This window comes from Ignavibacteria bacterium, assembly GCA_013177855.1.
GTDB lineage: Bacteria > Bacteroidota > Ignavibacteria > Ch128b > Ch128b > Ch128b.
This window is the reverse complement of the sequence record JABLYA010000007.1, coordinates 11,849-34,580: the sequence shown is the minus strand read 5'-3', so window position 1 is coordinate 34,580 and position 22,732 is coordinate 11,849. Positions and strand designations below refer to the sequence as shown.

The following is a 22,732-nucleotide window of genomic DNA, read 5'->3' as shown; positions in this document are numbered from 1 at the left end:
TAATCGTTTCATTGTGTTTGTAGGGTAATGGATTGAAAAAACAAATTAAAATATAATAGAATTTTATGAGAATTGAAAAATTAGAAAATGCCATAAATATAGCGATTTTCGCTTCAGGTGAAGGTTCAAATGCTGAAAATATTATTCAGTATTTTGAGCCTTTTTTAGATGCAAATGTAGCTTGTGTTATTTCAAATAAAGAAAATGTTGGTGTATTAAAACGATTAAGAAGATACAAAGTGCCCACATACTGCACAAAATGGTACAAAGAAATGGATCGGATTTTAACAAAACATAAAGTCCATTATATTGTGCTTGATGGTTACCTAGATAAAATTCCAATAAATTTTTGCAAAAAATACATGTATAAGATCATAAATATTCATCCTGCATTACTTCCAAGATTTGGTGGTAAAGGTATGTATGGTGATAATGTTCATCAAGCTGTAAAAAAATCTGGCGTTGCTGAAACAGGAATATCAATACATATAGTGAATGAAGAATATAATACTGGTAAAATAATATTTCAAAAAATCATAAAAATTATACCAGAAGATACTTGGCAGGATATAAAATCAAAAGTACATGAATTAGAATTAAAATTCTATCCATTAGTAATTGAAAAATTTATAAAAGGAACATATAAATATCTATATGAAAGATAAAATAACGATAGAAGAACTAAGAAAATTATTACAATCAAAGTTCCCAGAAGAAAAAGTTGAAAGTTTTATAAATGATGTAAAACCTTTTTATGATTTCTATGATTATATGCTTGAAAAACATAATATGTCATATGAACAAGTAGAAGAAGATTCATCAAAATTTTCACAAGATATTTTTAATGAATATCTTGAACAGATGCATAAATCAGAATCGCCAATAAAATTTATGATTGAAATAAGTGGTGATATAATGAAAAGATATGCCAATAAATATGATTATGAAAAATCAGAAGAAGTGAAAGTGGCTCTCAATAAATATATGGAATTCTTATATTTATCAAATCTAAATCCTAATAAAGATGGAAATTAATGTTGAAGAAATCAAAAAAAAAATCTTACCTTAGAAGAAATAAGACATTTAAAAGCAGATGTTTAAACTGGTAGCATACACAAGACTTCAGAAGGTCAGATGTGGTCAACTAAATAGAAAATTAGAATAAAAGTCTCGAAAAGAGAAGATAAATTAATGGTATTCATCTTCTCTGAAAACGTTATATGCAACATTTACATCTAATAAACCATTATTTATTTTAGACTGAACTAACATTATCTTTCAATTTTTCCATAATCTCTTAATATAGATAATCTTGAACAAAATTCCTGAGTTGTTAAAACGGTTTCATTCTTTTTGTTCTTACCCATAGAGTGTGTTAAAGTACAACCAACCGAAGCAGCAAGTGCTTTTCTAAATGAATCTGATTGTTCATACATTGCATTATATGCTCTGTCTAATAGTTCCTGATATTCATCTGAATCTCTTTTTATTTCAACACCTCTCCAATATAAAGTTTGAGTTTTGAACCACTTCTTGTTCTTACCTTTCATTTTTGCAGCAAGACCAACAAGTTTACATACTTCAACTTGCATTTCAGGTGATTTAAATTTGAGGCTTTGAAGAAAGCCTTCCATCGAAGATATTTCCACACCATCTAATACAAAAGGATGTGGTGAGAAATTACTTAATGCGTTTGAGGGGTATTTACCTTTGCTACTTATGTCCATAATACATTTATCCATAATAATATATTTTAGTAAAAATACAAATTATTTGTTTGAAAAAAAATTCTATTTACTATGTTCGTAATTCTAATGGTATCATTCAAGGTTTTGATAAGACTCATTTCAAAAAATTACCTAAGAAAATGGAAAGAGAATTCAAATTAAAAAGAATTCTTAATATTTCTGTTTCAGAAAAAGTAAAAGAAATAATACCTTACGATGTAACAAAATCTAAAATATATGTTAATTGGTCAGGAAAATATCCTAACCTATGTTCTGGTTTATGGACAATCAAAATTGACAATATGGAATTACCAATACCAGAAATTATTAAAAGTGATAGTATGGGTACTCGTGGCACATATTCAATACAGCATTTTGAAGAAACCGAATATTACTACGAAGATGATGCTGATTGTTGGAAACAAGAAGATAATTGGTTAAGATATGCAATACAGTGTCTTGAAGAAGGTTATTCGATAAAATTTGTTGGTGACAGAGATTTATATTCTGAAATATACTCTAAAATAAGTGAATGTGATTGGCGTTCAGGAAGCTGTGGAGGTTGTATATGATTGAATATTATAGAATAGAATTTTTAAAAGGTTTTTATACCACTATAGAAACATCCGTTATGATAGAAGATATTAAAGAATTTATCATAAGTGGTAAATCATATATAGTCGGTAATTTCAAAAGTATAAAAGAAGCAAATGATTTTATTAACAAAAATAAAAACAATTTAACATATATTAGAATTGAAAAATTTAATGAAGGTATTACCGAATATTATTTAAAGAATAATGAATTACATAGAATAGAAGGACCAGCATATATTAAAAGAAAACATTTTAATTATGGTGATTATATTTTTCATGAATATTATTTCATTAATGGTCAGAAATATACAAAAGAAGAATGAAAAAAAGACCAGAATTAAGAGAAATTAAACTAAAAAGACTATTAAATAAGAATATATAATTTTATGGAAAAGTTATATGAAATATATCAAGAATGTGGTTTTAATAACAAAAATATTCTTGATGTTGCAAATAGTATACTAAATATAGTAGGATCTGCAGAAATATCAAAAAATGAAGATAATGAAATAGTTATTTCTTTTAGCAGAAATAAAAACAAAATCATTCTTCTTATAGATAAATTTGCTGATATTCAATACATTAGAAAAAAAGATGATGATTATATTTATAAAGTTTATTATTTTGCAGATGGTTTTGATTATCAAAAAGTTATAAAAGGTCTTTAATTAAAAAATTCTTATTTCAACTTTATCAAATCTAATAAACTTTCCACACCGTTTGTTCAATTTAATTTTTAATTTCCAAAACATTTTGGTTAATAAATGATATATATATAGAAGTCAAAAAATAAATAATAACATGGCAGTAATAAATATAAAAAGTCAAACAGATTTAAGTGGATTCTATATTGTTTTTAAAGGATCAGTAAGAAATGAAAAGAAAGGTTGGTTTGGTTTAAGCCATCTTATGGAACATCTTATATGTCATCATCTTGATGATATGTTGGATGATTTTGATAGAGATGGTATTGCTTGGAACGCATATACTTCAGACAATGAAGTAGTTTTTTATTATATTGGTTTAGATGAATATCTATCAAAATATAGAGACATAATACTCAAAAAATTATTAACATTTTCAATAACAGAAGAACAATTTGAAAATGAAAGAAAGATTGTGTTAGAAGAATATAAAGATTATTTTAATAAGCAAAATTATAATCATCAATTAAATCTTTATAGAAAATTATATAACAATTATGGACCAATCGGTCTAAAAGAAGATTTACAAAGTCTTAAATATCAAGATATTAAGGACTATTTCAAATTACAGTTTTCAAAACCGCATGAAATTATAAATGTATCTAGGAATTCTGAATTTGTTACAGATATTGAATTTTCCACACAAACATTCATACAAAATATAGTTGCTGGTGAATATCCAAATATTCTTGAGCCATATAAGAGCAGAAACGGAAAATCATCGGTAATTTATAATTCACAAGTATTATCTGAAGATTTTGCTTATATAGATTTTATTTGTAATATGTTAGGCATGGGTCTTAAATCACCTCTTTATCAAGAAATAAGAGAAAAAAGAGGATTGGTTTATTATATAAATTGCTATATTGACAGAATAACAAATAATAGTGGTATTATTAATATAACATCTGAAACATCTGATGAAAATGTTGAAGAAATTGAAAAAATTACAGCGTTTGTTTTAGGAAATCCCGAAAAATTTATGACACAAGAAAGGTTTGATATTGTAAAACAAAGTTTAGAAATCAAATTTAAAAAGAATGAGATTAATAGATATAATAATGTTGGTAAATATATTATACCGAGAGAATGGCAAGTTGAACCAATTTTGAAAGATATAACATTTGATAAAGTTATGTCTGTATATAACAAATATTTTGATTTTTCTAAGTTTATTAAATCGGTTGATACAAAAGACTTTATTTAATGAATTTACTTGATAAATATATAAGGATATTTTAGAAATAGATTAAAATTTTTTGTATTAGAAATAATGTACAAAAACTATATGAGAATTCAAAAATTAAAACAAATAAAAATGAAAAACGATGTAAAATTTGATTTTGATGATATTTTAATACAACCTGCTGAACAATCAGATGTAGAAAGCAGAAAAAATGTAAATGTTTTTTATAATGATGGTTGGTTACCATTATTTACTGCTCCAATGGACACAGTTATAAATTATAAAAATATTATTTATTTTAATAATAATAAAATATATCCAATTCTACCAAGAACAGAAAAAATACTGTTTCCATTGAAAGGTGAAGGTGTGGCTATTGGTTTGGATGCATTTGAAGAATTTTATATTAAAAGAAAAGCAGAAAGCCTAAATGGTCTTGTTTTGATAGATATAGCCAATGGTCATATGTCAAAATTATTTGAAATTGTAAAAAAAGCAAAAGAAAAATATGGTGATAAATTAACATTAATGGTTGGTAATATTGCAAATCCAAAGACATATACTTTATTATCTGATACTGGTGCAGACTATATTAGAATTGGTATAGGTAATGGTGGTGGTTGTCTTACAACAGAACAAACAGGCGTTGGTTATCCTATGGCATCTCTTATTAGAGAATGTTATGAAGAATCTTGTAAATTTGATAAACCTGCAAAAATTGTGGCTGATGGTGGTTTTAAAAAATATTCTGACATTATTAAAGCATTAGCACTTGGAGCTGATTATGTTATGCTTGGTTCAATATTAAATAAAGCTCTTGAAAGTTGTGCTGACACTTATACACAAAATGTTAAACACGATTGGGGTACAGAACCAGGTGAACTTGTAGACCAATATTCAGATACGACTAAATTAATGTTTAAAAATGGTTCTAAATTTTTTAAAAAATTTAGAGGTATGAGTACCAAAGAAGTTCAGAAGTCATTAGGTAACGAAATACTTAAAACATCAGAAGGTATAACTAGAATGAATCAAGTTGAATATACACTTGAAGGTTGGTGTGATAATTTTAAACATTATCTATCAAGTGCAATGAGTTATACAAATAAAACTTCACTAAAAGATTTTATTGGTCAAGTAGAATTTAATATGATTACAGAAAATGCGTTTAAAAGATATAATAAATAATATAAGTCATAAAATAATAAAAAGAAATCAATAAACAGCAATCGTTTAGAAAAATGATAAAACTGGATTAAAAATCAAAGAACATTTGATAAATTAAAAGACGAAGTTTATTTTAGTGAAATAAGTTATAAATGGGGTAGCTTGCGTCAAACAGCATATGAAATAAAACAGTGTATGGCTCATATCATACACTGTTTTTATTTTTTTTTTTTTGGGCCAACTGTTGATATAAAGTACAATATTAATGTGCATATCGATGCAACAACACATATAAACTTTAATACATATGGTAAATATTTGAACGATAAATGGTCTGTTAAACAAATAAATAAAGAATTAAGAATTAAAAAATTAATAAGGATTACAAAATGATAATTAACAAAACAAATTATGGTTTGAGATTTCCTGTTCTTATAAAAATTGGAATAACTACTAATAGTAGTAGAAATGGAAATGAACCTTGTGATGTTTATAAATTGGATTGGTCAGATTTTAACAATCAAACCAAATTAAAACATAAAGAATGGATAAAATCCTTTAAAGAAAGGTTTAAAAGAGATTACACAGAACCTCTCGAAAATTATTATATGAATCTTATGACAGAACAAGAATTTATTATACCAGATTATTATTTAACTAAGATAATTTTGGAAAAAATTCCAAACAATCAAAAATTAAAAATCTATAAACTGATAGACCGTATAGATGTCGATAATACTAAAAGAGAAGTTAGATGTTTTTCAAACATACGATTAAATAGTAGAGAAAGAAAATTAAATAGAATATTAACAATAAAATAAAAAGAAATGGTTTTGTAAGCAACTCAAGTTCAAGCTATTTCGTAGTTTTACTACCTAAGAGGTTGTGGTGTTTTAATAAGTCCAGATAAAGTTGAAAAAATTTTAAAAAGTTAAGATATGAAAATAAGAAAAGGTTTTGTAAGTAATTCATCCTCTTCATCATTTGTTTGTGATGTATGTGGACAAGATGTAAGTGGTTGGGATATGTCACTACATGATGCTGAAATGTATCAATGTGAAAATGGTCATACTTTTTGTGAAGACCATGCTATAAATTTTGAATTTAATAGAGAATTTGCAATTGCTCTTGTTGAAAAATCTATAAATAAAACAAAAAAAGCAATTGAAAATTACGGTGCTAAGGATTATTATGTTGATTCATTGAAAGAAAATGAAGAAACATTAAAAAAATTGACTCTTTGTGAGGAAGATTTAGATTATGATGAAATTATAGAACAACATGAATATAGATACGAACTTCCTGCACAATACTGTCCTATCTGTCAAATGGAACATATCACCACTTCAGATATGGTTAAATATCTGTTAAAGGAAAATGGTAAGACAAAAGAACAAATAGAATTAGAAATGAAAGAAAAATTCGTTGATATTGACGAATTTAAACACTACCTTGATAACTAGTATGTTATACGATGTAAGAAGAAATTCACGAAGAAGAAATCAAATGAGGATGACTTTTGGTCATAATGATTATGTTAATTATAAGACACATAATGTTCTTTTGTTCTTTTTGGAATAGAAATAAGTGAGGGTGCTCATATGGTTGAGGATTATCAATGGCTTTGTGAAAGTTTCTTACCAGAAGATGTGTATAAAAAAGAATTAAATGAACAAATACAAGAATACGGTGAAGATGGTATCGATTGGACTGACATTTGGTACAATAATATGCACAAATCAAAAATTGACACCATACACGAAAATGGAAAAATAAAATTAGGAAGAAGATTGGCAACCAGTTCAAATTCAGAAATAGACAATGGTAATGTTTCTCTTGAAGAACTACTAAAAATAAGAAATGAGTTAGAGAAAATAATTCCTGATGTCAAAGATAGTGACTTTAAATTATTCTATGGTTCATATTACTGTTAAAATAAAAAAGTCCTGAAGAGGACTTTTTTTGTATAGATTTTAGTTTTATATTTGTAAATTAAACAAAACATATGGATTTTTTATTTGATGATGTATATTACCTCTACTTAGAAGATCGTGGTGAAAAATCTGTTATAAAATTGCAACGAAACTACGAGTGGGATTTTGAATTAATAGATGGTGTTTATCCGTCTGTTGGCACTCTATTTTCGAATTTGGAAATAGATGAAATAGTTGATTCTTTGAAGAAAGATTTTGATGTTGTTCAAGTTATCGAAGAATCAGAAATTGATGATTATATGAAGTCTTTATGAATTACCCATCAAAATAGTCATAAAAAGTATATAAAAAATTATTTCGTGAAAATAAATTAGAAAGGATAAACAAATGAAAATTAGAAAAGGTTTTGTAAGTAATAGTTCAAGTTCATCATTCATTATCGATGGTAATAAATATACTTGTGTTGACATTGCATTTCAAATAATTGATGTTTTAGTCAGTGAAGACAATAATTATAAAGAAAAATATAAAAAGATTAAAAACAATCTTAAAAAACTTAAAAATAAAGATACATCAATTCTAATAGAATATTGTGATAATATTTATATAGTTAAGAAAGATGATAAAATATATGTTGAAGCTAGTTATCATTATGAATGGAATCTTATAAAATGCGAAGAAGAAGGTGAATATTATGATATAATTTATGAAGAAAAATTTTATTTTCCTTTATATGATAATAAGTATCTTGGTAAATTAGCAAACACAGACAATTCTTGTAATAAATGTCATTGTGGATTTTTAGAGTTTGATGATGGTTCTGTGTTTTGCCCTAGTTGTTTATGTGACCCAGATGGAAATCCAAATCAAAAATTATTTAGAAAAGAAAAATTAAAAAGAATTTTAAAAGATGAAAATTAGAAATGGTTTTGTAAGTAATAGTAGTTCAAGTTCTTTTATAGTTGTTTGGGATAAAAAACCAACTTCAGTAGAAGAAGTACATCAAATTTTATTTAATGGCGAAAAACTACATACATATTGGGATGATTCTTATGATGCAAAAGAACTTGCTCAAATTATATTTAATGATACTAAACAATTATCAAAAGACGAAATTATAAAGATACAAAGAGAACTATATCAATATAATTCTTGGAGTGATAAGAATTATTGGTATTCAAAAGGTTACAAACCAAACAAAGAACTTTGTAGAAAATATGAAGAAGAAATGAAAATTGCTTCAGACCAAGAGAAATATTGGGAAGATGTATTAAAAAAGTTTTCAGATAAAGAAAAACAAACCTTTCTTAGAAAAAACAAACTCGAAAGAGTTCTTAATGAAAAGACTGAAAATGAAAGAGAAAGACTGTACTTTGAAGCAGTTGAAAAATTAAGAGAAGTTAGAAAAGCGCTTTGGGAATCGAATGAAACTATGGATAAATTGGTAGAAGAATCTGCTGAAAAGTTCATCAATGATTTTGGTGATAAGTTTATATCATATTATCATTATTCGGATAATAATGGAGATATTCAAGCATATCTTGAACATAGTGGTGTTTTTGATAAACTAAAACATTGGCAAATAAGTCATCATTAATATATGTTATCGAACACAAATTTTTGATTTATCTTTATTTTATCCAAGTGTAATGAAAGATTATACCAAAATACTTAAATTATTAACATAAAAAATTATTAACATAAAAAAATGAAAGAAACAGAATTTAAGGCACTAATGCACTGCGGACAGTATGTTGATGCCAACTTACTTGAAAAAGGAATTTACCCTTGCTCAATACCGTTTATCTACTCAAAAGATGAAACTATTGAAAATATAGTTGAACGTGGTAGAATGATGAAAGATATGACCGGATCAAACTTTATATCGGAAAAATATTTTGACAACTTAAAGCAGTGTCAATTAGTACCCAATTTTAATTATGGAGTTACGTCAGTAGAAGAGTGGTTACAGTTAGTTTTGATGTAGGAACGAAAAAAAATTTATCATTACTTTTAAGTCCACCTTTAATCCAATATCCACTATTAAATGTAACTCACATTGTTTGGTACAATAAGTAAAAGAGAGAATAATATATAATTTAAAAAAATTGATATATGTCAGAAGAAAATAAAAAATGGAAAAAGATAAGTTATTCCTTTAAATCAGAAGATCAGATTTTGAATTTTGGTCAGTTTGAAGGTAAATCTATCGGAGAAATTATGAAAAGTTACCCAGAATATATTGATTGGTGTATAAAAAATTTTAAAGGTTTCAAACTATGTAAAAAACTAGCAATTAGGTTTCATGAAATAAAGGAAGAAGCTAAAAATAAAAAAAATTAGATTTTTAATATATACTTAAAAATATTTATATCTTATGAAACGAACATTGCTTTTTCTATTAATGTTAATTTGTTTTTTCTCAACATATTCCCAAAAGAATAAAAAAGAAATATATTATCAATACAAACAAAAAGAATTAAAACATGATTTGAAATTTCATACACAAGTTGATTGGATTACCGAAAACGAAAATGAATGGGGTTCTTTCATGTGGTGTGTTATAAGAACTTATAATAGTGATAAAAATGGTAATTATTGGTATTATGTTTATTTTTATTCAAATTCATTCTTTAATAAAGTAGATGAAAAAGGTAATTATCAAAAAGCTATTACATACATAAGTGATATACACATTTATATGACAGAATATAATTTAAATGGTAAACCAATAGTTGTATATGACTATCACAAACCTTATATAATTTGTGACCACCATGAATATTTAGATCCAAGTTTATATGTGGCTTTTTTTTCTTCAAAATCTAAAATTAATACATTTAAAATTAAATTTGATAAATGTTATCCATTTCATGATACAAAAATAAAGAAATAATTATGGCTAAAAAAACATTACAAGACAATATTGATATAATAGATAATGCTATTACAGATAAAGGTACTGTTACAATCAGTATGAAATCGTTCAAATGGATTGTTGGAATTATTATTTCATTATCATTATTAATATTAGGTGTTGCTTGGGGGTTTAAAGTAAGTTTGGAAAGTAAAATTAATTCAACTGAAAATAGAATATTGGATAAAATTGAAAAAGTTGAAGCGAAAGTAGATAAAATTGAAACAGAAGATATAAAAGCTAATATTCAAATGGATTACAGACAAGATGGAGATATAAAAGTTTTATATGATAGAACTAATTCAAGAAATGATGCCATAAATGGTAATGTGGAAAGACCAAAAAATTTAAATACAAATAGACCAAATTTTAATCCTAATGGAAACTAACTTTGAAAGATATAATAAATCAAAAAATATTAGGTGGTATAAAGGATATAAATTAGTTAAAAATCCTGAAAAATCACCTGGCGAAGTTGGTTATTGGTCTGTACCAGATTTATATTACAGAGTGTTTGCTAATGAAATAAAAAAAGGATTTGATACAGTTTCTATTATACAATGTAAACAAGCTATTGATGAATGGTTTGATTTCAATATTAAAATAAAACAATTTAAGGATGATAACGATGTTTGAAAATTTTAGAACAGAAAAATATCCTAATAAAAAAATCATTATTGTAGATATACAACCATCATATAGAATTCATATGAATATGGATATGACTGATTTTACAGAATGGTTAAATCACCATAAATATTTAGATATTCTTTATTTATACAATGGTCCTGACCTTGGATATGAAGATGAAAACGAAATCAAAGATTGGTTATATATTTACAATTAAACTTATAGAAAACATTAAAACTTTAATGCAAGAATATAAACATAAAATTAGAAATAATTTTAATTTTTATTCGCAAGATTTACTAAATAATTTGTTTTCTCATCCTTACACTAAAATTGAATTTTTAGCAAATGACCTAAAAGTATCAAGGCAAACTGCAGCGAAATATTTAGATGAATTAGAAAAATATGGGATACTAAAAAAGGTAAAAATATGGAAAAACAATTATTACATCAACGAACCATTATACAAACTATTTACCGAATCAAGTTAAAAAAAAATTTATTATTTAACATGATGAGTTTATCAAGTTAAAAAAAATGAAAATATTTGACATGAAAACAAATACTAAATGAAATGTTAAAAGGACAACAATATGAACCTATACCTTCAAAACATAGAGAAAATTTTAATCAAAACAACCTTCCAGCCAATTGGCTTGGATTGGATTTTAAAGAATTTTCAAAAGAAAAATCGCTTTTTGACTATCAACAAAAAGCATTAGAAAATGCTTTAAAAGCATTATAACTCTTAAAATTTAATATATAAGTTTAGATATAAGATAATTGTCAGCAAATGCAGAAAAGCGGCTCATTAAAGTATGGAGCTACAGGTTAAACTCCTGTAATAAGCTGACAGAGCCCGTTTTAACAACGGGCTCTTTTTTTATTCGAAATTTTGTTGTATATTTGTAAATTATGAAAATTCTCAAAAGAAATAGAAAAAGTTGTAGATCATTCAAGTATATTAAGATATACTTTTCTCATGGCATTGATGAATTTTGCCGTGAAGATAGAGAAGATTTCTTTTTGAGAAAGAAAACAACCAAGTGGTTTATTAAATCTATAAAATATAGAAATAAACCAGCAAGATTTAAAATAATGACAAGGGTTTACCTTATGTATCAAAATTAGTCAAACAAAATCTTGACGACACTTTAACTATATTGAAGTGGAATGTTCGCAATAATATTTTTGTTTATAGACTATCATCTGACTCATTCCCTTGGATGTCTGAATATAACTTTTCAGATTTACCAGACTTCAAAACAATCAAATCTAAATTAGAAAGTATAGGCAACTATATTAAAAACAATAAAATCAGAGTCTCGTACCATCCAGGTCCCTTTAATATACTTGCAAGTTTGACACCTTCAGTTGTTGATAAGACTATTGTAGAACTTAATAAACATGCAGAATTAATGGATCTTATGTTACTTGACAAATCAACATATTATCCTATCAACATTCATGTTGGTGTCACTAAACCAGATTTACAAACTGCTATGAAGAATTTTTGTACAAATTTTAGCAAACTTTCTGCTTCTTGTAAATCTCGTTTGACCGTTGAAAATGATGATTCACCGAATCAATTTTCTGTAAAAGACTTATATAATGGTATTTATAAAGTTATTGGTATACCTATTATATTTGACCAATTTCATTTTGTATGTGGTAAACAAGATCAAACAATGCAACAAGCGCTTGAATTAGCTTTATCAACTTGGCAAACAACACCTTTAACACATATGAGTTCTTCAAAATTGTTAGAATCTCAAGGTGTTAAGAAAACTGCTCACGCTGATTATATATGAAAAAATTGAAACTTTTGGTCATATTTTTGATACAGAATTAGAATGTAAGCAAAAAGAATTGGCTGTTTTAAAATATATAAAAAATTAAATTTATTTTTTTAATTTAATAAAAGTTTCCTACCTTTGTGTTATAAACTTAAAAAACTAAAAATATTGTAGTATTTCAAAATTTTTTAATATGTTGGTTTTTATATATGTTTTTATTTGTAGTAATGTTATACTTCGTTTTTTTTATTACTATAGGTGGCTTTATATTAAAAGGTGATTATGAAAAATTCCACAATTTTCTTATGGAGAAATCACAAAAAGAATTAATATATGTGAAATCTTATGATACCATTAAAGATATTAACGTAAATGTAAAAAATTATTCTGAAAGAGTATTTGGAAGGTATGTATATATTACAAACGCCACACCTATAGAAAATTTTGTAAAACAATTGCCTAGAATTGAATGGTGTAAAGAACATATGTTTGGTAAAACAAAAACTTTATTTTCTTTAATGACATTTGCTCATGAACTCGGACACCACTATGCTTTAAAAGAGAATGATCATTCTGAAAAAAGAGCTGATTATTATGCTGTTAAATTATTCAAAGAACATTTTCCAATTTGGAAACAAGTTCTTTATTTTCCAGTGTATTGGTTTTACACAGGGGGTAGAAATTTTAGAATTAAAAATTAATAATAATGAACCTGTTATAAAGGAAATTATTGAAAAATTTTCTTCTGAAGCAGATGAAAAACCAGGAATGGGTATAACAGGATTTATGTTTAGTGTTGCAAAATCAATATTAATAAATTTTTGGGAATATGGTTATTTAATTGAATATCACTATACAAATGATATGGAAAGGAAGAAATATTTAAAATTAAAAAGAATAATATGAAAGTAAGAAACGGATTTGTAAGCAATTCTAGTTCAAGTTCATTTATCATTGATCAAAATAGATGGAATAATATTTCTGAGTTAGCAGAATATATGATAAAAAGAGTTGAATATAAACCTCAAGTGAATGAAGTATTACAAAGGTTAAAGGAATGTAAAGACTTGGATCAACCTGTAATGTTTTATTCTTGTAATTACGATACTTGGATTAACAAGTATGGAGAACACTACTTTGTAACAACTTGTAATAACGAAGATTGGGGAGATGTATATTCAGATTTAAATGAAGACAATGCGATAGATATTTATCCAGAATTGGAAGATGTTAATTGTCCTGGTTCGATTAATTGGAATAAAGTTCAAGAAAATGTCAATTTTTTTGACTTGGAAAGGAATCTTTTTTATCAAAGAACAAATGTTTGGCAAGAATGTAAAACACCAGTTAATAATCATAATAAATTTTGTGGTTATACAGAATATGTTAAGATACATGGTGAAATTATGTGTCCTAATTGTTTTCACTTAGAAAATGGTAAACCATCTAAATATTTAATGTATAAAGATAGATATAAAAAACTAAAACGTATAAATAAAGATGCCATTCACCATGATTTTTCCATTTGAGGTGTGAATAATTTTTCAATGGTGTTCTTTCAATTGTCACATTATTCCAGAAAAAGTAGATGGGATTATATATGAAGGAAATTTGAATAAAACAGATAGATAATAAAAAACCCACAATTTCTTGTGGGTTTATTTTTTTTTTAAAATTTAGGTATCTTAAAATTGCCAGGTTTGAAATCACTGAAGTTCGGTATCTTTGGTGTTATTTTGTTTTGATACTCTTGTTGTTCTTCTTGTTGTTTCTTATTTCTATCATGTTCCTCTTTATTTCTTTCGTTCATATATTTAATATATTCTTCAAATTCCCAATAGTCCATCCTATCTATTTCAGATGGAGAAATTTGTTTTTGCCACATGAACTCAAACTTATTCTTTAATAAAGTCGTTAAATGGATCTGAAATAACGAAAAGACTTGACGCTCCGTCGGGAAAGGTCATGTCTGAGTGCACCTCCCCTTGACACTCTGGACAATTTATTTTTAATCCTTTAAGACCAAAAACCATATTATCTACAGCTTTATTAATCACTTGAAAAGTGTACATATCCATTCTTTTAAATTCATCTTCTTTTGCTTTTATACCTTCTTCTGTTATCGATGTTCTATCCCATAACATAAATGGAATAATTTTTAAGAATGATACGTTAGGATTTTTTTGTGCTTGAACCTTTGATTTTATATCCCCATAGAAAATTTCTTGAATTCCTATATTAGGTGGAGCTAATTTATAAACAACACCATTAATGTTAAATTCAAAACATTTACTTTCTTTATTAAAGAATTTTTTAATATTTTCTGGCATTTCGTGGTTTTCAAAGGTTCTTGGATATTCACTATTTGATGTTGCTCTAAACGGAATTAAAAATTCATGTTTGCAATGAGGACAAGTAACTTCCTTGGCTAATGAAGCACCTTTTTGGAAAGTTAATTCTCTAATCATAAATATAATAGACAATCTATCACCATCTTTAATATCTTTATATGATCCATTATTTCCGTTTGGTAATGTTACTTTTACACAACTTGATAATAATTGGTTCATTTTTTCAGTTACATCTAAGAAGTTTTTATCATCTACAACCGAATATGCTTGTACTTCATGTACTTTTGCGGCTCTAATTTTGATCTTTGTACCATCTTGATAAAAAATACCTAATGGTAATAAATCCAAATCTACATTAAGATATCCCAATGAACTATCTTGACTAATTGTTTTTAGAGTTGTTTTTATTTCTTTAATCTCATCTTTTGTTTCAGTTAAGAATTTTGCTAAATATTCTTCTTGTTGTTTTTTATCGTTTTCACCCATAAAGATTAATTATTTTTTTAATTATATATTATAGAATATCAATCCAAACACAATATATTTTTTATATTCGATTCATAATTTTAATATATAAATAAAAAATATAGAAATTTGATGATACCAAATAGTAAAAGTTTACATTTTTTTGATTTAGATGGAACGCTATGGGATATAGATTGTAAATCTTGGATTATTGATAAAGAAGAACCTCACAAACCAATAATCCGTTTAGATAAATTTGAAGAAAGTAAAATACTTTCTGGTTTATATATTAAAGATAACTTAAAAATTGAATATAATGGTGAAACTTATTTTATATCAAATAATTTATTTAATGAAATTAATAAGAAAAAGAAAATTCCTATTGAAAGACTTGGTATATCTTGGATAGAATTCTATGATGAAAAATATATAAATAATACTAAAGTTACATTTTTATTTAATAACATATATCATTTAAGAAATAAAAATGAATACATTTGTTTATTAAGTGGTAGAGCTCATAGAGAAAGATATGGTGATATTTTAAATACTTTAAGAAAAAAATTACAGGACATCGGTATAGAAATATATAAAATATATTTTGTGGCTGATAAGTTTTATTATAGACATGATGAAACAATAAGTTTGAATAAATTATATATACTTATTGAACATTTGGTAGGTCTCAAAATAGACGATGGTAAATTTAAAGCATATAAACAGGATTGGTTTAATAATGTTTATTTTTACGATGATGAAAAAATGAATATTGATTATGCAAATGATGTTCAAATGATTTTTGATAGGGTATTAAAAAACACAGATGATGATTTATTTAAAATGGTTATAGATAGAGTGAATAAAAATGAAATAAATTTGACTACCAATTTAATAACAAATAATGAAATAAATCCTTTTAAAACTAAAAAGATTCAATTAAAAGCACCTTTAAAATATCCTATAAAAGTTAATGAACGCATTAAAAATTTTAATGGGTTTATAAATGAGTCTGGAATATCAACTAGAAAAGAAGAATAGGATAATAGAACAAATTGTAGAAAAACAAAATATTCTTGCTGGTGTACCTGATAAAAAAATCACTGGTAAAATTAATGATGCAAAGAAACAAAGAGATAATCTATTATCTCAATACAATACTTTAATATCTAATTCAAGAATTGAAAATAATCCTATTGTTTTAAATAATATCTATAGTAAATTAGTACAGATATGTAATGATTTATCAAAAAATGAAGAAATTATAAGGCAGTTAAATCAAGAACTCGATTCTAAAACAAAAACGAATTTATCTAAATTACCAACAGAATATCAAGCCGAAATAGATAAATTATATGATGACTTATCAAAAGTCAATGAACAAATTGCAAAAGAAAGAGAATTAGAACGCCAAAAACAAAATACTAATAATAAATATAAAGGTCTTGAAGAAAATAGTTCAATGAATGAATATCAAAAAATTATTATTGATGAAAACTTTGGTATCTATATAAATTATCCTAAAAATGCTGTTATATCTGAAACTATAAAATGTATATATGGTGCTGGTCTAAATACTATACCAGAAAATTACTTCATGACAAAAAATGAAGTTATAAAAAGCATTTCAAATATACAAATGCCTGGATTACCAACATTATTAAGTGTATTTATAGATACATTATTAAAAACTATTGGTCAAGGTTTCGTAAAACAATTTTTCTTTTTTAAGAATACTGTTGATTTAATAGCAGGTTTGGAGATAGGTGAGTTGTTGGGTACTATGATTCCAGGTCTTGTTAATATTTTAAAAGATATAAAATTATTATTCACAAATCCAAGTCAATGGATGTTTAAAAAGATATTGGGTCCTTTATTTGATATAAATATTCCTATACCATCTTTTAAATTTGACCTTGGTGCTATGATACCGTTTTTACCATTTGCAATTAGAATACCTAAAATAGATCCTTTTGATTATTTTAATAAATTGACATCATTTAATATAAAAGCCGATCCAACACAGATACCATCAAATTGGTATGAAATTATGGCTGAAGAAATTGGCAAAGAAGATAAAGAAATTGAAATAAATTTCAAAAAACTCCAATTACAAAAAATAAAAGTATTACAAGATAAAATACAAAAAATATTAAATGATTTAAATGGTGTAAATAAATATGAATCTCTTATAAAGGCATCCGAAAGAAAAATAAAAATTTTAACATTAAATAATAATAAGTTAAAAGAAGATTTAACTTCCAATAAAGATTCTTCAAATCTAAACTATTTCATAAACAAAGAGAAAGAACTAAAAACGAATTGTGAATTGATTAGTGAAGAAGTAAAAAATCTTAATAATTTAAAAAAATTGTATAATAATGAACAAAAACGATTAAGTTTATTAAATAGAATAGAATTGGAATCAAAATTATTAGAATATAATAATGATTTAAAAGAATTAACAGATAAAGAAAAACCTATTATAACATATAGACAATTTGCTAAAAAAGCTATATTATTATCGTTTGAACAAAATATTCCTCAAGATAGTTTGGTAGAAAAACTTTCTGGTCTTTGGGATATAGGTGTGAATATTTTTGATAATCAAGTTACAGAATTTTTACAAAAAATAGGTTATGACTTAACTAAAGATAAATATATTTATGAAATAAAGACACTTAGAGATAAATTTGGTTTAAAGTTTAATAATGCAACTCATTTATTTAAATTATATCAACTTGGTTTTAATCTTAATGATCCTAATCATTTGGAAAAATTAAATTTATTATACAGATATAATATAGATATAAAAAATGAAGATTTAATGTTATTATTACAAGAACTTGGAATGAATTTAAATAATATATTTTTATTTAATATTATCAATGTTTTGAAAAATGAACTTGGAATAAATATAAATGATTTAGAAATACTTAAAAAACTAAATACAATAGGATTTAATTTCAATAACACTAATGCTGTTGAGAGGTTAAAAATATTAAGTAAATATGTTGATATTAAAACTGTTGCAGGTTATGATAATGCTATAAAAAAGAATGTAAATTTAAATAATCCATATATTGAACCTTTGTTAAGAAAATATTTTACATTGAATTTGAATTGGAATAATGACAATTTCTTAGCAACTGAAGCTGAAATTTTATCAACTGTAACAGTACAGCAAATTGACAGAGTTAAACAAATTTTAAATTTTTTTGAAGATCCTAACACAGATTTAAATTATTTTTTCAGTAAGAATAATTTAGAAAATAATGAATTTATAAAATACATATATACATTTGATATTGATAAAACTTTATCATATATGAATGCTGGTGATACAGCTGGATTAGTAATTTCTGGTAATTTTGAATATAAAGAAGATATAATACCAAATAAACCACAATGGTATGAAGAAATACCAGTAAAAAGCCAAATTGCCGGCGCTTATACAACACTTATAAATCAAGGCACACATTATGTTCCAATTATAGAAGAAGGCAAACCTTTAAAAATTCAATTATATCATGATAATGGGTTAATTTATAAAGTAACAACTAATTATACATCTGAACAAATTAGCGGTATAACAGGCAGTGGTTCAACAACAGCTGTTACTTGGGAAACTGTAACATCTATTTCATATACTTATGATAAATTATACTGTATACCATTATCATCAACTCCAATAATAAATATTATAAATAGGTGGACAAAATATAATGTCAAGGTAAAATTTATATCTAAAAATAAAAACATACAAGGTGAAGATTTAATACCTCCTATTTTACCATATAAAGGAAATGAAAGATTTACTGGTAATAATAAAAATGTAGAAAAAATGGTATTGTCTAATGGTACAAAAGAAATTTATGTAATGTTAGATTTGTTGAGAGATTTTGTTTTAAATCGTGGTTGGGTTATTGAAGGTGTAAGAGTTGCTGATAATTTTGCAACATCGGTTAGTGATTATGAACGAATGGTTGCAACAAACCCAAATTTAGTTTTGACAACAGGTGCAACACCAAATACCAATGAAATTAATTACGATCAATTGTCAGGCATTTATGGTAATTTTGATAAATTAGGTTTGAATATTAGAGATAAAGAATACGATTATAAATTCCAGAAAATGATGAGCATATTAAAAGTAAAAATAGATGAAATAAATATACTTGAAACAAAAAGAAAAGTAACATTAACATATTATGATAGAAATAGTAATAATGGTGCTTATGATATAAAAAAGGTTATTGATTTATCATCAACAAAACCAAATCCTAAAGTTTTTGATGATGCGAGATATAATGCTCGTATAGAAATTACTAATATTATAGATCCTAATAAACCTAAACAACCAACAAAAACAATTATTCAGCTCGACTCACTTAATAAAATGGGATTTAACTTTCAAAATCCAACATATGATGCTTTTTTAAATAAATTGAACGGTTTATCATTTAATATTAGTGCATTTCAAACTGCTAATATAGTGGATGCTTTGTGTGCTTTAGGTTGGCATTATAATAGTGTAGAAAGTATGAATAAATTAGATAGCTTAAGTCAATTAGGTTTTAGTTTCAATATATCAAATGAAACAGTTACAAATGGTGTGGATATGGATGATAAATTAAATGCTTTAAATAATATAGGATTTAATTTTAATAGACCAGAATGGTTAACTATGATTAACGAATTGCATTCAATAGGCTTAAATATAAATGATAAGGATTTTGAAAATGCTATTGAAGAATTAATTTCTTTTGGTATTAATTTTAAAGATAATGATTGGAGTAATAAAATTCAGAAATTAAAAGAATTGGGTATTAATTTTTCCACTATTGTAAATGTTACAAATAGTTATGTTCAATCGGGTACTAAAAAATGGATATCTCAAATGTCAAATTTGAATTCACTTGGTATAGATTTTAGAAAAGATAATTGGTTATTAGATTATAATAAAGCTGTAAATTTAAAAAAATTAGGTATAGATTATTTAGAAATAGAAAACAGGCAGAAGATTGCTATACTTAATAAATTAGGTGTTGATTTTGAACAACCAGAAGATGATTATATGCAAAAAATTGAATCACTTGTTCAATTAAAATTAATTTCTATACCTCAATATGTTGTAGATGCTAAGATAGAATATTTGAAAAACAGAGAAGAAAAGATGTCTAAAATATTAAAAAGAATATCGTATCTGGAAAATATTCTAAATGGTTCACTAATAATTGATATTGACAATAAACTTAAAAAACTAAGAATTTTACAAGCAACAACATTAACAGATATTAAAAATTTGAAAAATACGAATGTTTCAAATTTTACCGCAATAGAATTAAACAATTTATCAAATAATTTAGATAAAAAATGTTCATTGATAACAAAGTTAAATGACGAAATAAATAAATTATTAGATGAAAGAAATAAAATATTGAAATTAAAAAAAGTAGATATTGATGCTGAATTATTATTGTTGAATGAAGAAAAATCCAAATTAGATAATAAAGTTTATAAGTTAAATACCGATTTAATACTTGCTGAATTAGAAAAATTTGAAGCATTAGATAAAATAGGTGTTAATTTTTATGATCCAAATTGGTCAAAAAATATTGCTAAATTATTAGAATATCCTTTTAATTTTGGTATGGATGATTGGAAGTCATTGCTAAAAGATGTTATGTATTTAATTCCTAGAAATCCTATATTGGAGTGGACTAAAACCATTATAAATACGATAACTACCGTCATCACAATGCCTATGAAATTTATATTTGAACTCATAAAAAAACTTGTGGATTTGATTATTAAAGTAATAAGCATACCATTAAATCCAATGAAAATTCCAGATTGGATTATTGGAAATCCTTCATCTACAAATGAAAATGATTGGGGAATTATTACAAGATTCGGAAAACTTGTAGAACTTATTAAAAAATTACCAACATTAGATGGTATGATGGAATTTTTATTTACAAATTCTGATGGTTTGATGTTAATTGATATTTTTGTAAAAGGTTTTGCTGAATTTATGACCACATTGAAACAATTATCATCAAAATTCTCAAATCAAGTAAAGAATTTAAACCAAAATTTAAATAATTTATATGATAAATTAGATACTGTAACTAAAGCAAAAAATAAAAGACAAAACGAATTAAATAGTCAATTAATATTAACCAATTCTATCATAAATGGTGATTTATCTGATATAGAAAGATTTAACACAAAACTTAAAAATTTACAAATAGTTCATGCCAAAAACATTGAAGTTATTGAAAATAATATCAAAAGCAATGATTCGATATCTGAGAACATATTATTAATATTAGAAAAACAATTAAAAGAAAATTGTTTAATTGTAAATGACTTAGAAAATCAAATTCAAGAGAACAATAAAAAATTAAATGAATTAAAAAACAAATCATTATCACAATTACAAGCTGATAAAATAAAATTGGAAACACAACTACAAAATTTAGATAATGTTTATGATATTGATTCTATACAATCTGATATAAATGATAAAAAGGCAAAAATTTCGGAACTAAATGAAAAAATTTCATTATTTGGTAATTTATGTTCATTTAAGAATAATATTGATAAACTTATACAAATTATGAATGATTTCTTAGATAGTGAAAATAAAATAACTCCTTATAATAAACAAATTATAGAAAAACAAAAACAAATTGATAATTTAAAGAAAAAATTAAATAAATTGCAGGATAATATCAATAATAATCAAAATGATCAGAGTAATTTAGATTTAGTAAATAGTTTAAATGCTAAAATACAACAAAATAATGTACAAATAAATCAGTTAGAAAGTGATTTGTGCTTAAATAAAGAAACTATGAGTGATTTTGAGTTTTCTAATAAATTATCAAAAAATGAAGAATTAAAAAGACTTAACATTGATCTCAAAAACCAACTAGATAATATTAAAATTTCAATTGGAACAAATGAACAGTTATTACAAACTAAATTAGAAATGGAAAAAGAGTTAGATAAATTAAGTAAAGAATTAAATACATTAAAACAAAATCAACAAGAATTTGAACAACAAAATAATGACAAGAAAAATAGATTTAAAAACGTTATAACATGGCTACCAACGATTATTAATATACTTTGTTGTGTACCAAAATTCATAGTAAATATCTGTGTAGGATTATTTAATGCTGTTGGATATATGAAAAACTTACCATCATTGTGGGAGTTTTCGTATATTAAATGATATTTTTAATATATAA

30 protein-coding genes are annotated in these 22,732 nt (G+C 24.9%); 27 read left to right on the top strand and 3 right to left on the bottom strand.

All coding sequences use genetic code 11. The features are described 5' to 3' along the window. Positions 1-65: 65 nt before the first annotated feature. Together HPY57_15160 and HPY57_15155 are read left to right on the top strand one after the other, a co-directional pair. Positions 66-665 (top strand): phosphoribosylglycinamide formyltransferase, encoded by a 600-nt coding sequence (locus HPY57_15160; protein ID NPV13104.1) that lies wholly within the window; start codon positions 66-68, stop codon positions 663-665. Then, on the top strand, positions 655-1,035 hold the full coding sequence (locus HPY57_15155) for a hypothetical protein (GenBank protein NPV13103.1): 381 nt from the start codon (positions 655-657) through the stop codon (positions 1,033-1,035). The genes HPY57_15160 and HPY57_15155 overlap by 11 nt, the downstream gene beginning before the upstream one ends. A gap of 236 nt (positions 1,036-1,271) precedes the next feature. On the opposite strand, the gene HPY57_15150 is transcribed toward HPY57_15155, so the two are convergent. Next, complete coding sequence (locus HPY57_15150; GenBank protein NPV13102.1) at positions 1,272-1,727, bottom strand: hypothetical protein; 456 nt, start codon at positions 1,725-1,727, stop codon at positions 1,272-1,274. Between the two features lie 140 nt (positions 1,728-1,867). On the opposite strand from HPY57_15150, the gene HPY57_15145 reads away from it, so the two are divergent. From HPY57_15145 to HPY57_15035, 23 genes are all read left to right on the top strand, one after another. Further along, positions 1,868-2,299, top strand: coding sequence for a hypothetical protein (locus tag HPY57_15145; GenBank protein ID NPV13101.1), 432 nt, complete (start codon positions 1,868-1,870; stop codon positions 2,297-2,299). Further along, a complete protein-coding gene (locus tag HPY57_15140) occupies positions 2,296-2,646 on the top strand; it encodes a hypothetical protein (GenBank protein NPV13100.1) in 351 nt (116 codons plus the stop codon). Before HPY57_15145 ends, HPY57_15140 begins: the two co-directional genes overlap by 4 nt. A gap of 63 nt (positions 2,647-2,709) precedes the next feature. Continuing rightward, positions 2,710-2,991, top strand: a complete 282-nt coding sequence (locus tag HPY57_15135) for a hypothetical protein (protein ID NPV13099.1) — start codon at positions 2,710-2,712, stop codon at positions 2,989-2,991. Positions 2,992-3,124: 133 nt separating this feature from the next. After that, positions 3,125-4,234 (top strand): insulinase family protein, encoded by a 1,110-nt coding sequence (locus tag HPY57_15130; GenBank protein ID NPV13098.1) that lies wholly within the window; start codon positions 3,125-3,127, stop codon positions 4,232-4,234. 111 nt (positions 4,235-4,345) lie between these two features. Further along, a complete protein-coding gene (locus tag HPY57_15125; GenBank protein NPV13097.1) occupies positions 4,346-5,401 on the top strand; it encodes a guanosine 5'-monophosphate oxidoreductase in 1,056 nt (351 codons plus the stop codon). A 368-nt stretch (positions 5,402-5,769) separates the two neighbouring features. Next, entirely contained in the window at positions 5,770-6,201 is a 432-nt protein-coding gene (locus HPY57_15120; GenBank protein ID NPV13096.1) for a hypothetical protein, read from the top strand. Positions 6,202-6,318: 117 nt separating this feature from the next. After that, a complete protein-coding gene (locus HPY57_15115) occupies positions 6,319-6,843 on the top strand; it encodes a hypothetical protein (protein NPV13095.1) in 525 nt (174 codons plus the stop codon). A 138-nt stretch (positions 6,844-6,981) separates the two neighbouring features. After that, positions 6,982-7,314 (top strand): hypothetical protein, encoded by a 333-nt coding sequence (locus HPY57_15110; GenBank protein ID NPV13094.1) that lies wholly within the window; start codon positions 6,982-6,984, stop codon positions 7,312-7,314. A 71-nt stretch (positions 7,315-7,385) separates the two neighbouring features. Further along, positions 7,386-7,628 (top strand): hypothetical protein, encoded by a 243-nt coding sequence (locus HPY57_15105; GenBank protein NPV13093.1) that lies wholly within the window; start codon positions 7,386-7,388, stop codon positions 7,626-7,628. A gap of 73 nt (positions 7,629-7,701) precedes the next feature. Continuing rightward, positions 7,702-8,235: a hypothetical protein gene (locus HPY57_15100; protein NPV13092.1), complete on the top strand. Its 534-nt coding sequence runs from the start codon at positions 7,702-7,704 to the stop codon at positions 8,233-8,235. Beyond that, a complete protein-coding gene (locus tag HPY57_15095; GenBank protein ID NPV13091.1) occupies positions 8,225-8,911 on the top strand; it encodes a hypothetical protein in 687 nt (228 codons plus the stop codon). Before HPY57_15100 ends, HPY57_15095 begins: the two co-directional genes overlap by 11 nt. Positions 8,912-9,022: 111 nt before the next feature. Next, complete coding sequence (locus HPY57_15090; GenBank protein NPV13090.1) at positions 9,023-9,301, top strand: hypothetical protein; 279 nt, start codon at positions 9,023-9,025, stop codon at positions 9,299-9,301. A 128-nt stretch (positions 9,302-9,429) separates the two neighbouring features. Then, the gene (locus HPY57_15085) at positions 9,430-9,657 is read left to right on the top strand and encodes a hypothetical protein (GenBank protein NPV13089.1); all 228 of its coding nucleotides are present in this window, start codon (positions 9,430-9,432) and stop codon (positions 9,655-9,657) included. Between the two features lie 34 nt (positions 9,658-9,691). Next, entirely contained in the window at positions 9,692-10,210 is a 519-nt protein-coding gene (locus tag HPY57_15080; protein NPV13088.1) for a hypothetical protein, read from the top strand. A 2-nt stretch (positions 10,211-10,212) separates the two neighbouring features. Further along, on the top strand, positions 10,213-10,620 hold the full coding sequence (locus HPY57_15075; protein ID NPV13087.1) for a hypothetical protein: 408 nt from the start codon (positions 10,213-10,215) through the stop codon (positions 10,618-10,620). Further along, a complete protein-coding gene (locus HPY57_15070) occupies positions 10,610-10,867 on the top strand; it encodes a hypothetical protein (GenBank protein ID NPV13086.1) in 258 nt (85 codons plus the stop codon). The genes HPY57_15075 and HPY57_15070 overlap by 11 nt, the downstream gene beginning before the upstream one ends. Continuing rightward, positions 10,860-11,078 carry a hypothetical protein gene (locus tag HPY57_15065; protein ID NPV13085.1) on the top strand — a complete coding sequence of 73 codons (219 nt, stop codon included), beginning with the start codon at positions 10,860-10,862 and terminating at the stop codon, positions 11,076-11,078. The genes HPY57_15070 and HPY57_15065 overlap by 8 nt, the downstream gene beginning before the upstream one ends. After that, positions 11,014-11,352, top strand: a complete 339-nt coding sequence (locus tag HPY57_15060) for an HTH domain-containing protein (protein NPV13084.1) — start codon at positions 11,014-11,016, stop codon at positions 11,350-11,352. The genes HPY57_15065 and HPY57_15060 overlap by 65 nt, the downstream gene beginning before the upstream one ends. Before the next feature lie 83 nt (positions 11,353-11,435). After that, positions 11,436-11,606: a hypothetical protein gene (locus tag HPY57_15055; GenBank protein NPV13083.1), complete on the top strand. Its 171-nt coding sequence runs from the start codon at positions 11,436-11,438 to the stop codon at positions 11,604-11,606. A 415-nt stretch (positions 11,607-12,021) separates the two neighbouring features. After that, a complete protein-coding gene (locus HPY57_15050) occupies positions 12,022-12,672 on the top strand; it encodes a UV DNA damage repair endonuclease UvsE (GenBank protein NPV13082.1) in 651 nt (216 codons plus the stop codon). Between the two features lie 212 nt (positions 12,673-12,884). Then, positions 12,885-13,358: a hypothetical protein gene (locus HPY57_15045; protein ID NPV13081.1), complete on the top strand. Its 474-nt coding sequence runs from the start codon at positions 12,885-12,887 to the stop codon at positions 13,356-13,358. Then, a complete protein-coding gene (locus HPY57_15040; protein ID NPV13080.1) occupies positions 13,252-13,563 on the top strand; it encodes a hypothetical protein in 312 nt (103 codons plus the stop codon). Before HPY57_15045 ends, HPY57_15040 begins: the two co-directional genes overlap by 107 nt. Continuing rightward, on the top strand, positions 13,560-14,186 hold the full coding sequence (locus HPY57_15035) for a hypothetical protein (protein NPV13079.1): 627 nt from the start codon (positions 13,560-13,562) through the stop codon (positions 14,184-14,186). Before HPY57_15040 ends, HPY57_15035 begins: the two co-directional genes overlap by 4 nt. Positions 14,187-14,326: 140 nt before the next feature. Here the strand turns inward: HPY57_15035 and HPY57_15030 are convergent, their stop codons facing one another. Both HPY57_15030 and HPY57_15025 read right to left on the bottom strand, forming a co-directional pair. Next, positions 14,327-14,542 carry a hypothetical protein gene (locus tag HPY57_15030; protein NPV13078.1) on the bottom strand — a complete coding sequence of 72 codons (216 nt, stop codon included), beginning with the start codon at positions 14,540-14,542 and terminating at the stop codon, positions 14,327-14,329. A gap of 10 nt (positions 14,543-14,552) precedes the next feature. Further along, a complete protein-coding gene (locus tag HPY57_15025) occupies positions 14,553-15,494 on the bottom strand; it encodes a hypothetical protein (protein NPV13077.1) in 942 nt (313 codons plus the stop codon). 111 nt (positions 15,495-15,605) lie between these two features. Here HPY57_15025 and HPY57_15020 point away from each other — a divergent pair, with 111 nt between their 5' ends. Then, positions 15,606-16,511, top strand: coding sequence for a hypothetical protein (locus tag HPY57_15020; protein NPV13076.1), 906 nt, complete (start codon positions 15,606-15,608; stop codon positions 16,509-16,511). Next, on the top strand, positions 16,477-22,716 hold the full coding sequence (locus HPY57_15015; GenBank protein ID NPV13075.1) for a hypothetical protein: 6,240 nt from the start codon (positions 16,477-16,479) through the stop codon (positions 22,714-22,716). Before HPY57_15020 ends, HPY57_15015 begins: the two co-directional genes overlap by 35 nt. Positions 22,717-22,732 lie beyond the last annotated feature (16 nt).

Bases quoted from the DNA above. Each gene is read 5' to 3' on its own strand.
- HPY57_15160 (NPV13104.1), top strand. From the start codon at position 66: ATGAGAATTGAAAAATTAGAAAATGCCATAAATATAGCGATTTTCGCT.
- HPY57_15155 (NPV13103.1), top strand. From the start codon at position 655: ATGAAAGATAAAATAACGATAGAAGAACTAAGAAAATTATTACAATCA.
- HPY57_15150 (NPV13102.1), bottom strand. From the start codon at position 1,727: ATGGACATAAGTAGCAAAGGTAAATACCCCTCAAACGCATTAAGTAAT.
- HPY57_15145 (NPV13101.1), top strand. From the start codon at position 1,868: ATGGAAAGAGAATTCAAATTAAAAAGAATTCTTAATATTTCTGTTTCA.
- HPY57_15140 (NPV13100.1), top strand. From the start codon at position 2,296: ATGATTGAATATTATAGAATAGAATTTTTAAAAGGTTTTTATACCACT.
- HPY57_15135 (NPV13099.1), top strand. From the start codon at position 2,710: ATGGAAAAGTTATATGAAATATATCAAGAATGTGGTTTTAATAACAAA.
- HPY57_15130 (NPV13098.1), top strand. From the start codon at position 3,125: ATGGCAGTAATAAATATAAAAAGTCAAACAGATTTAAGTGGATTCTAT.
- HPY57_15125 (NPV13097.1), top strand. From the start codon at position 4,346: ATGAAAAACGATGTAAAATTTGATTTTGATGATATTTTAATACAACCT.
- HPY57_15120 (NPV13096.1), top strand. From the start codon at position 5,770: ATGATAATTAACAAAACAAATTATGGTTTGAGATTTCCTGTTCTTATA.
- HPY57_15115 (NPV13095.1), top strand. From the start codon at position 6,319: ATGAAAATAAGAAAAGGTTTTGTAAGTAATTCATCCTCTTCATCATTT.
- HPY57_15110 (NPV13094.1), top strand. From the start codon at position 6,982: ATGGTTGAGGATTATCAATGGCTTTGTGAAAGTTTCTTACCAGAAGAT.
- HPY57_15105 (NPV13093.1), top strand. From the start codon at position 7,386: ATGGATTTTTTATTTGATGATGTATATTACCTCTACTTAGAAGATCGT.
- HPY57_15100 (NPV13092.1), top strand. From the start codon at position 7,702: ATGAAAATTAGAAAAGGTTTTGTAAGTAATAGTTCAAGTTCATCATTC.
- HPY57_15095 (NPV13091.1), top strand. From the start codon at position 8,225: ATGAAAATTAGAAATGGTTTTGTAAGTAATAGTAGTTCAAGTTCTTTT.
- HPY57_15090 (NPV13090.1), top strand. From the start codon at position 9,023: ATGAAAGAAACAGAATTTAAGGCACTAATGCACTGCGGACAGTATGTT.
- HPY57_15085 (NPV13089.1), top strand. From the start codon at position 9,430: ATGTCAGAAGAAAATAAAAAATGGAAAAAGATAAGTTATTCCTTTAAA.
- HPY57_15080 (NPV13088.1), top strand. From the start codon at position 9,692: ATGAAACGAACATTGCTTTTTCTATTAATGTTAATTTGTTTTTTCTCA.
- HPY57_15075 (NPV13087.1), top strand. From the start codon at position 10,213: ATGGCTAAAAAAACATTACAAGACAATATTGATATAATAGATAATGCT.
- HPY57_15070 (NPV13086.1), top strand. From the start codon at position 10,610: ATGGAAACTAACTTTGAAAGATATAATAAATCAAAAAATATTAGGTGG.
- HPY57_15065 (NPV13085.1), top strand. From the start codon at position 10,860: ATGTTTGAAAATTTTAGAACAGAAAAATATCCTAATAAAAAAATCATT.
- HPY57_15060 (NPV13084.1), top strand. From the start codon at position 11,014: ATGGTCCTGACCTTGGATATGAAGATGAAAACGAAATCAAAGATTGGT.
- HPY57_15055 (NPV13083.1), top strand. From the start codon at position 11,436: ATGTTAAAAGGACAACAATATGAACCTATACCTTCAAAACATAGAGAA.
- HPY57_15045 (NPV13081.1), top strand. From the start codon at position 12,885: ATGTTATACTTCGTTTTTTTTATTACTATAGGTGGCTTTATATTAAAA.
- HPY57_15040 (NPV13080.1), top strand. From the start codon at position 13,252: ATGCTGTTAAATTATTCAAAGAACATTTTCCAATTTGGAAACAAGTTC.
- HPY57_15035 (NPV13079.1), top strand. From the start codon at position 13,560: ATGAAAGTAAGAAACGGATTTGTAAGCAATTCTAGTTCAAGTTCATTT.
- HPY57_15030 (NPV13078.1), bottom strand. From the start codon at position 14,542: ATGTGGCAAAAACAAATTTCTCCATCTGAAATAGATAGGATGGACTAT.
- HPY57_15025 (NPV13077.1), bottom strand. From the start codon at position 15,494: ATGGGTGAAAACGATAAAAAACAACAAGAAGAATATTTAGCAAAATTC.
- HPY57_15020 (NPV13076.1), top strand. From the start codon at position 15,606: ATGATACCAAATAGTAAAAGTTTACATTTTTTTGATTTAGATGGAACG.
- HPY57_15015 (NPV13075.1), top strand. From the start codon at position 16,477: ATGAGTCTGGAATATCAACTAGAAAAGAAGAATAGGATAATAGAACAA.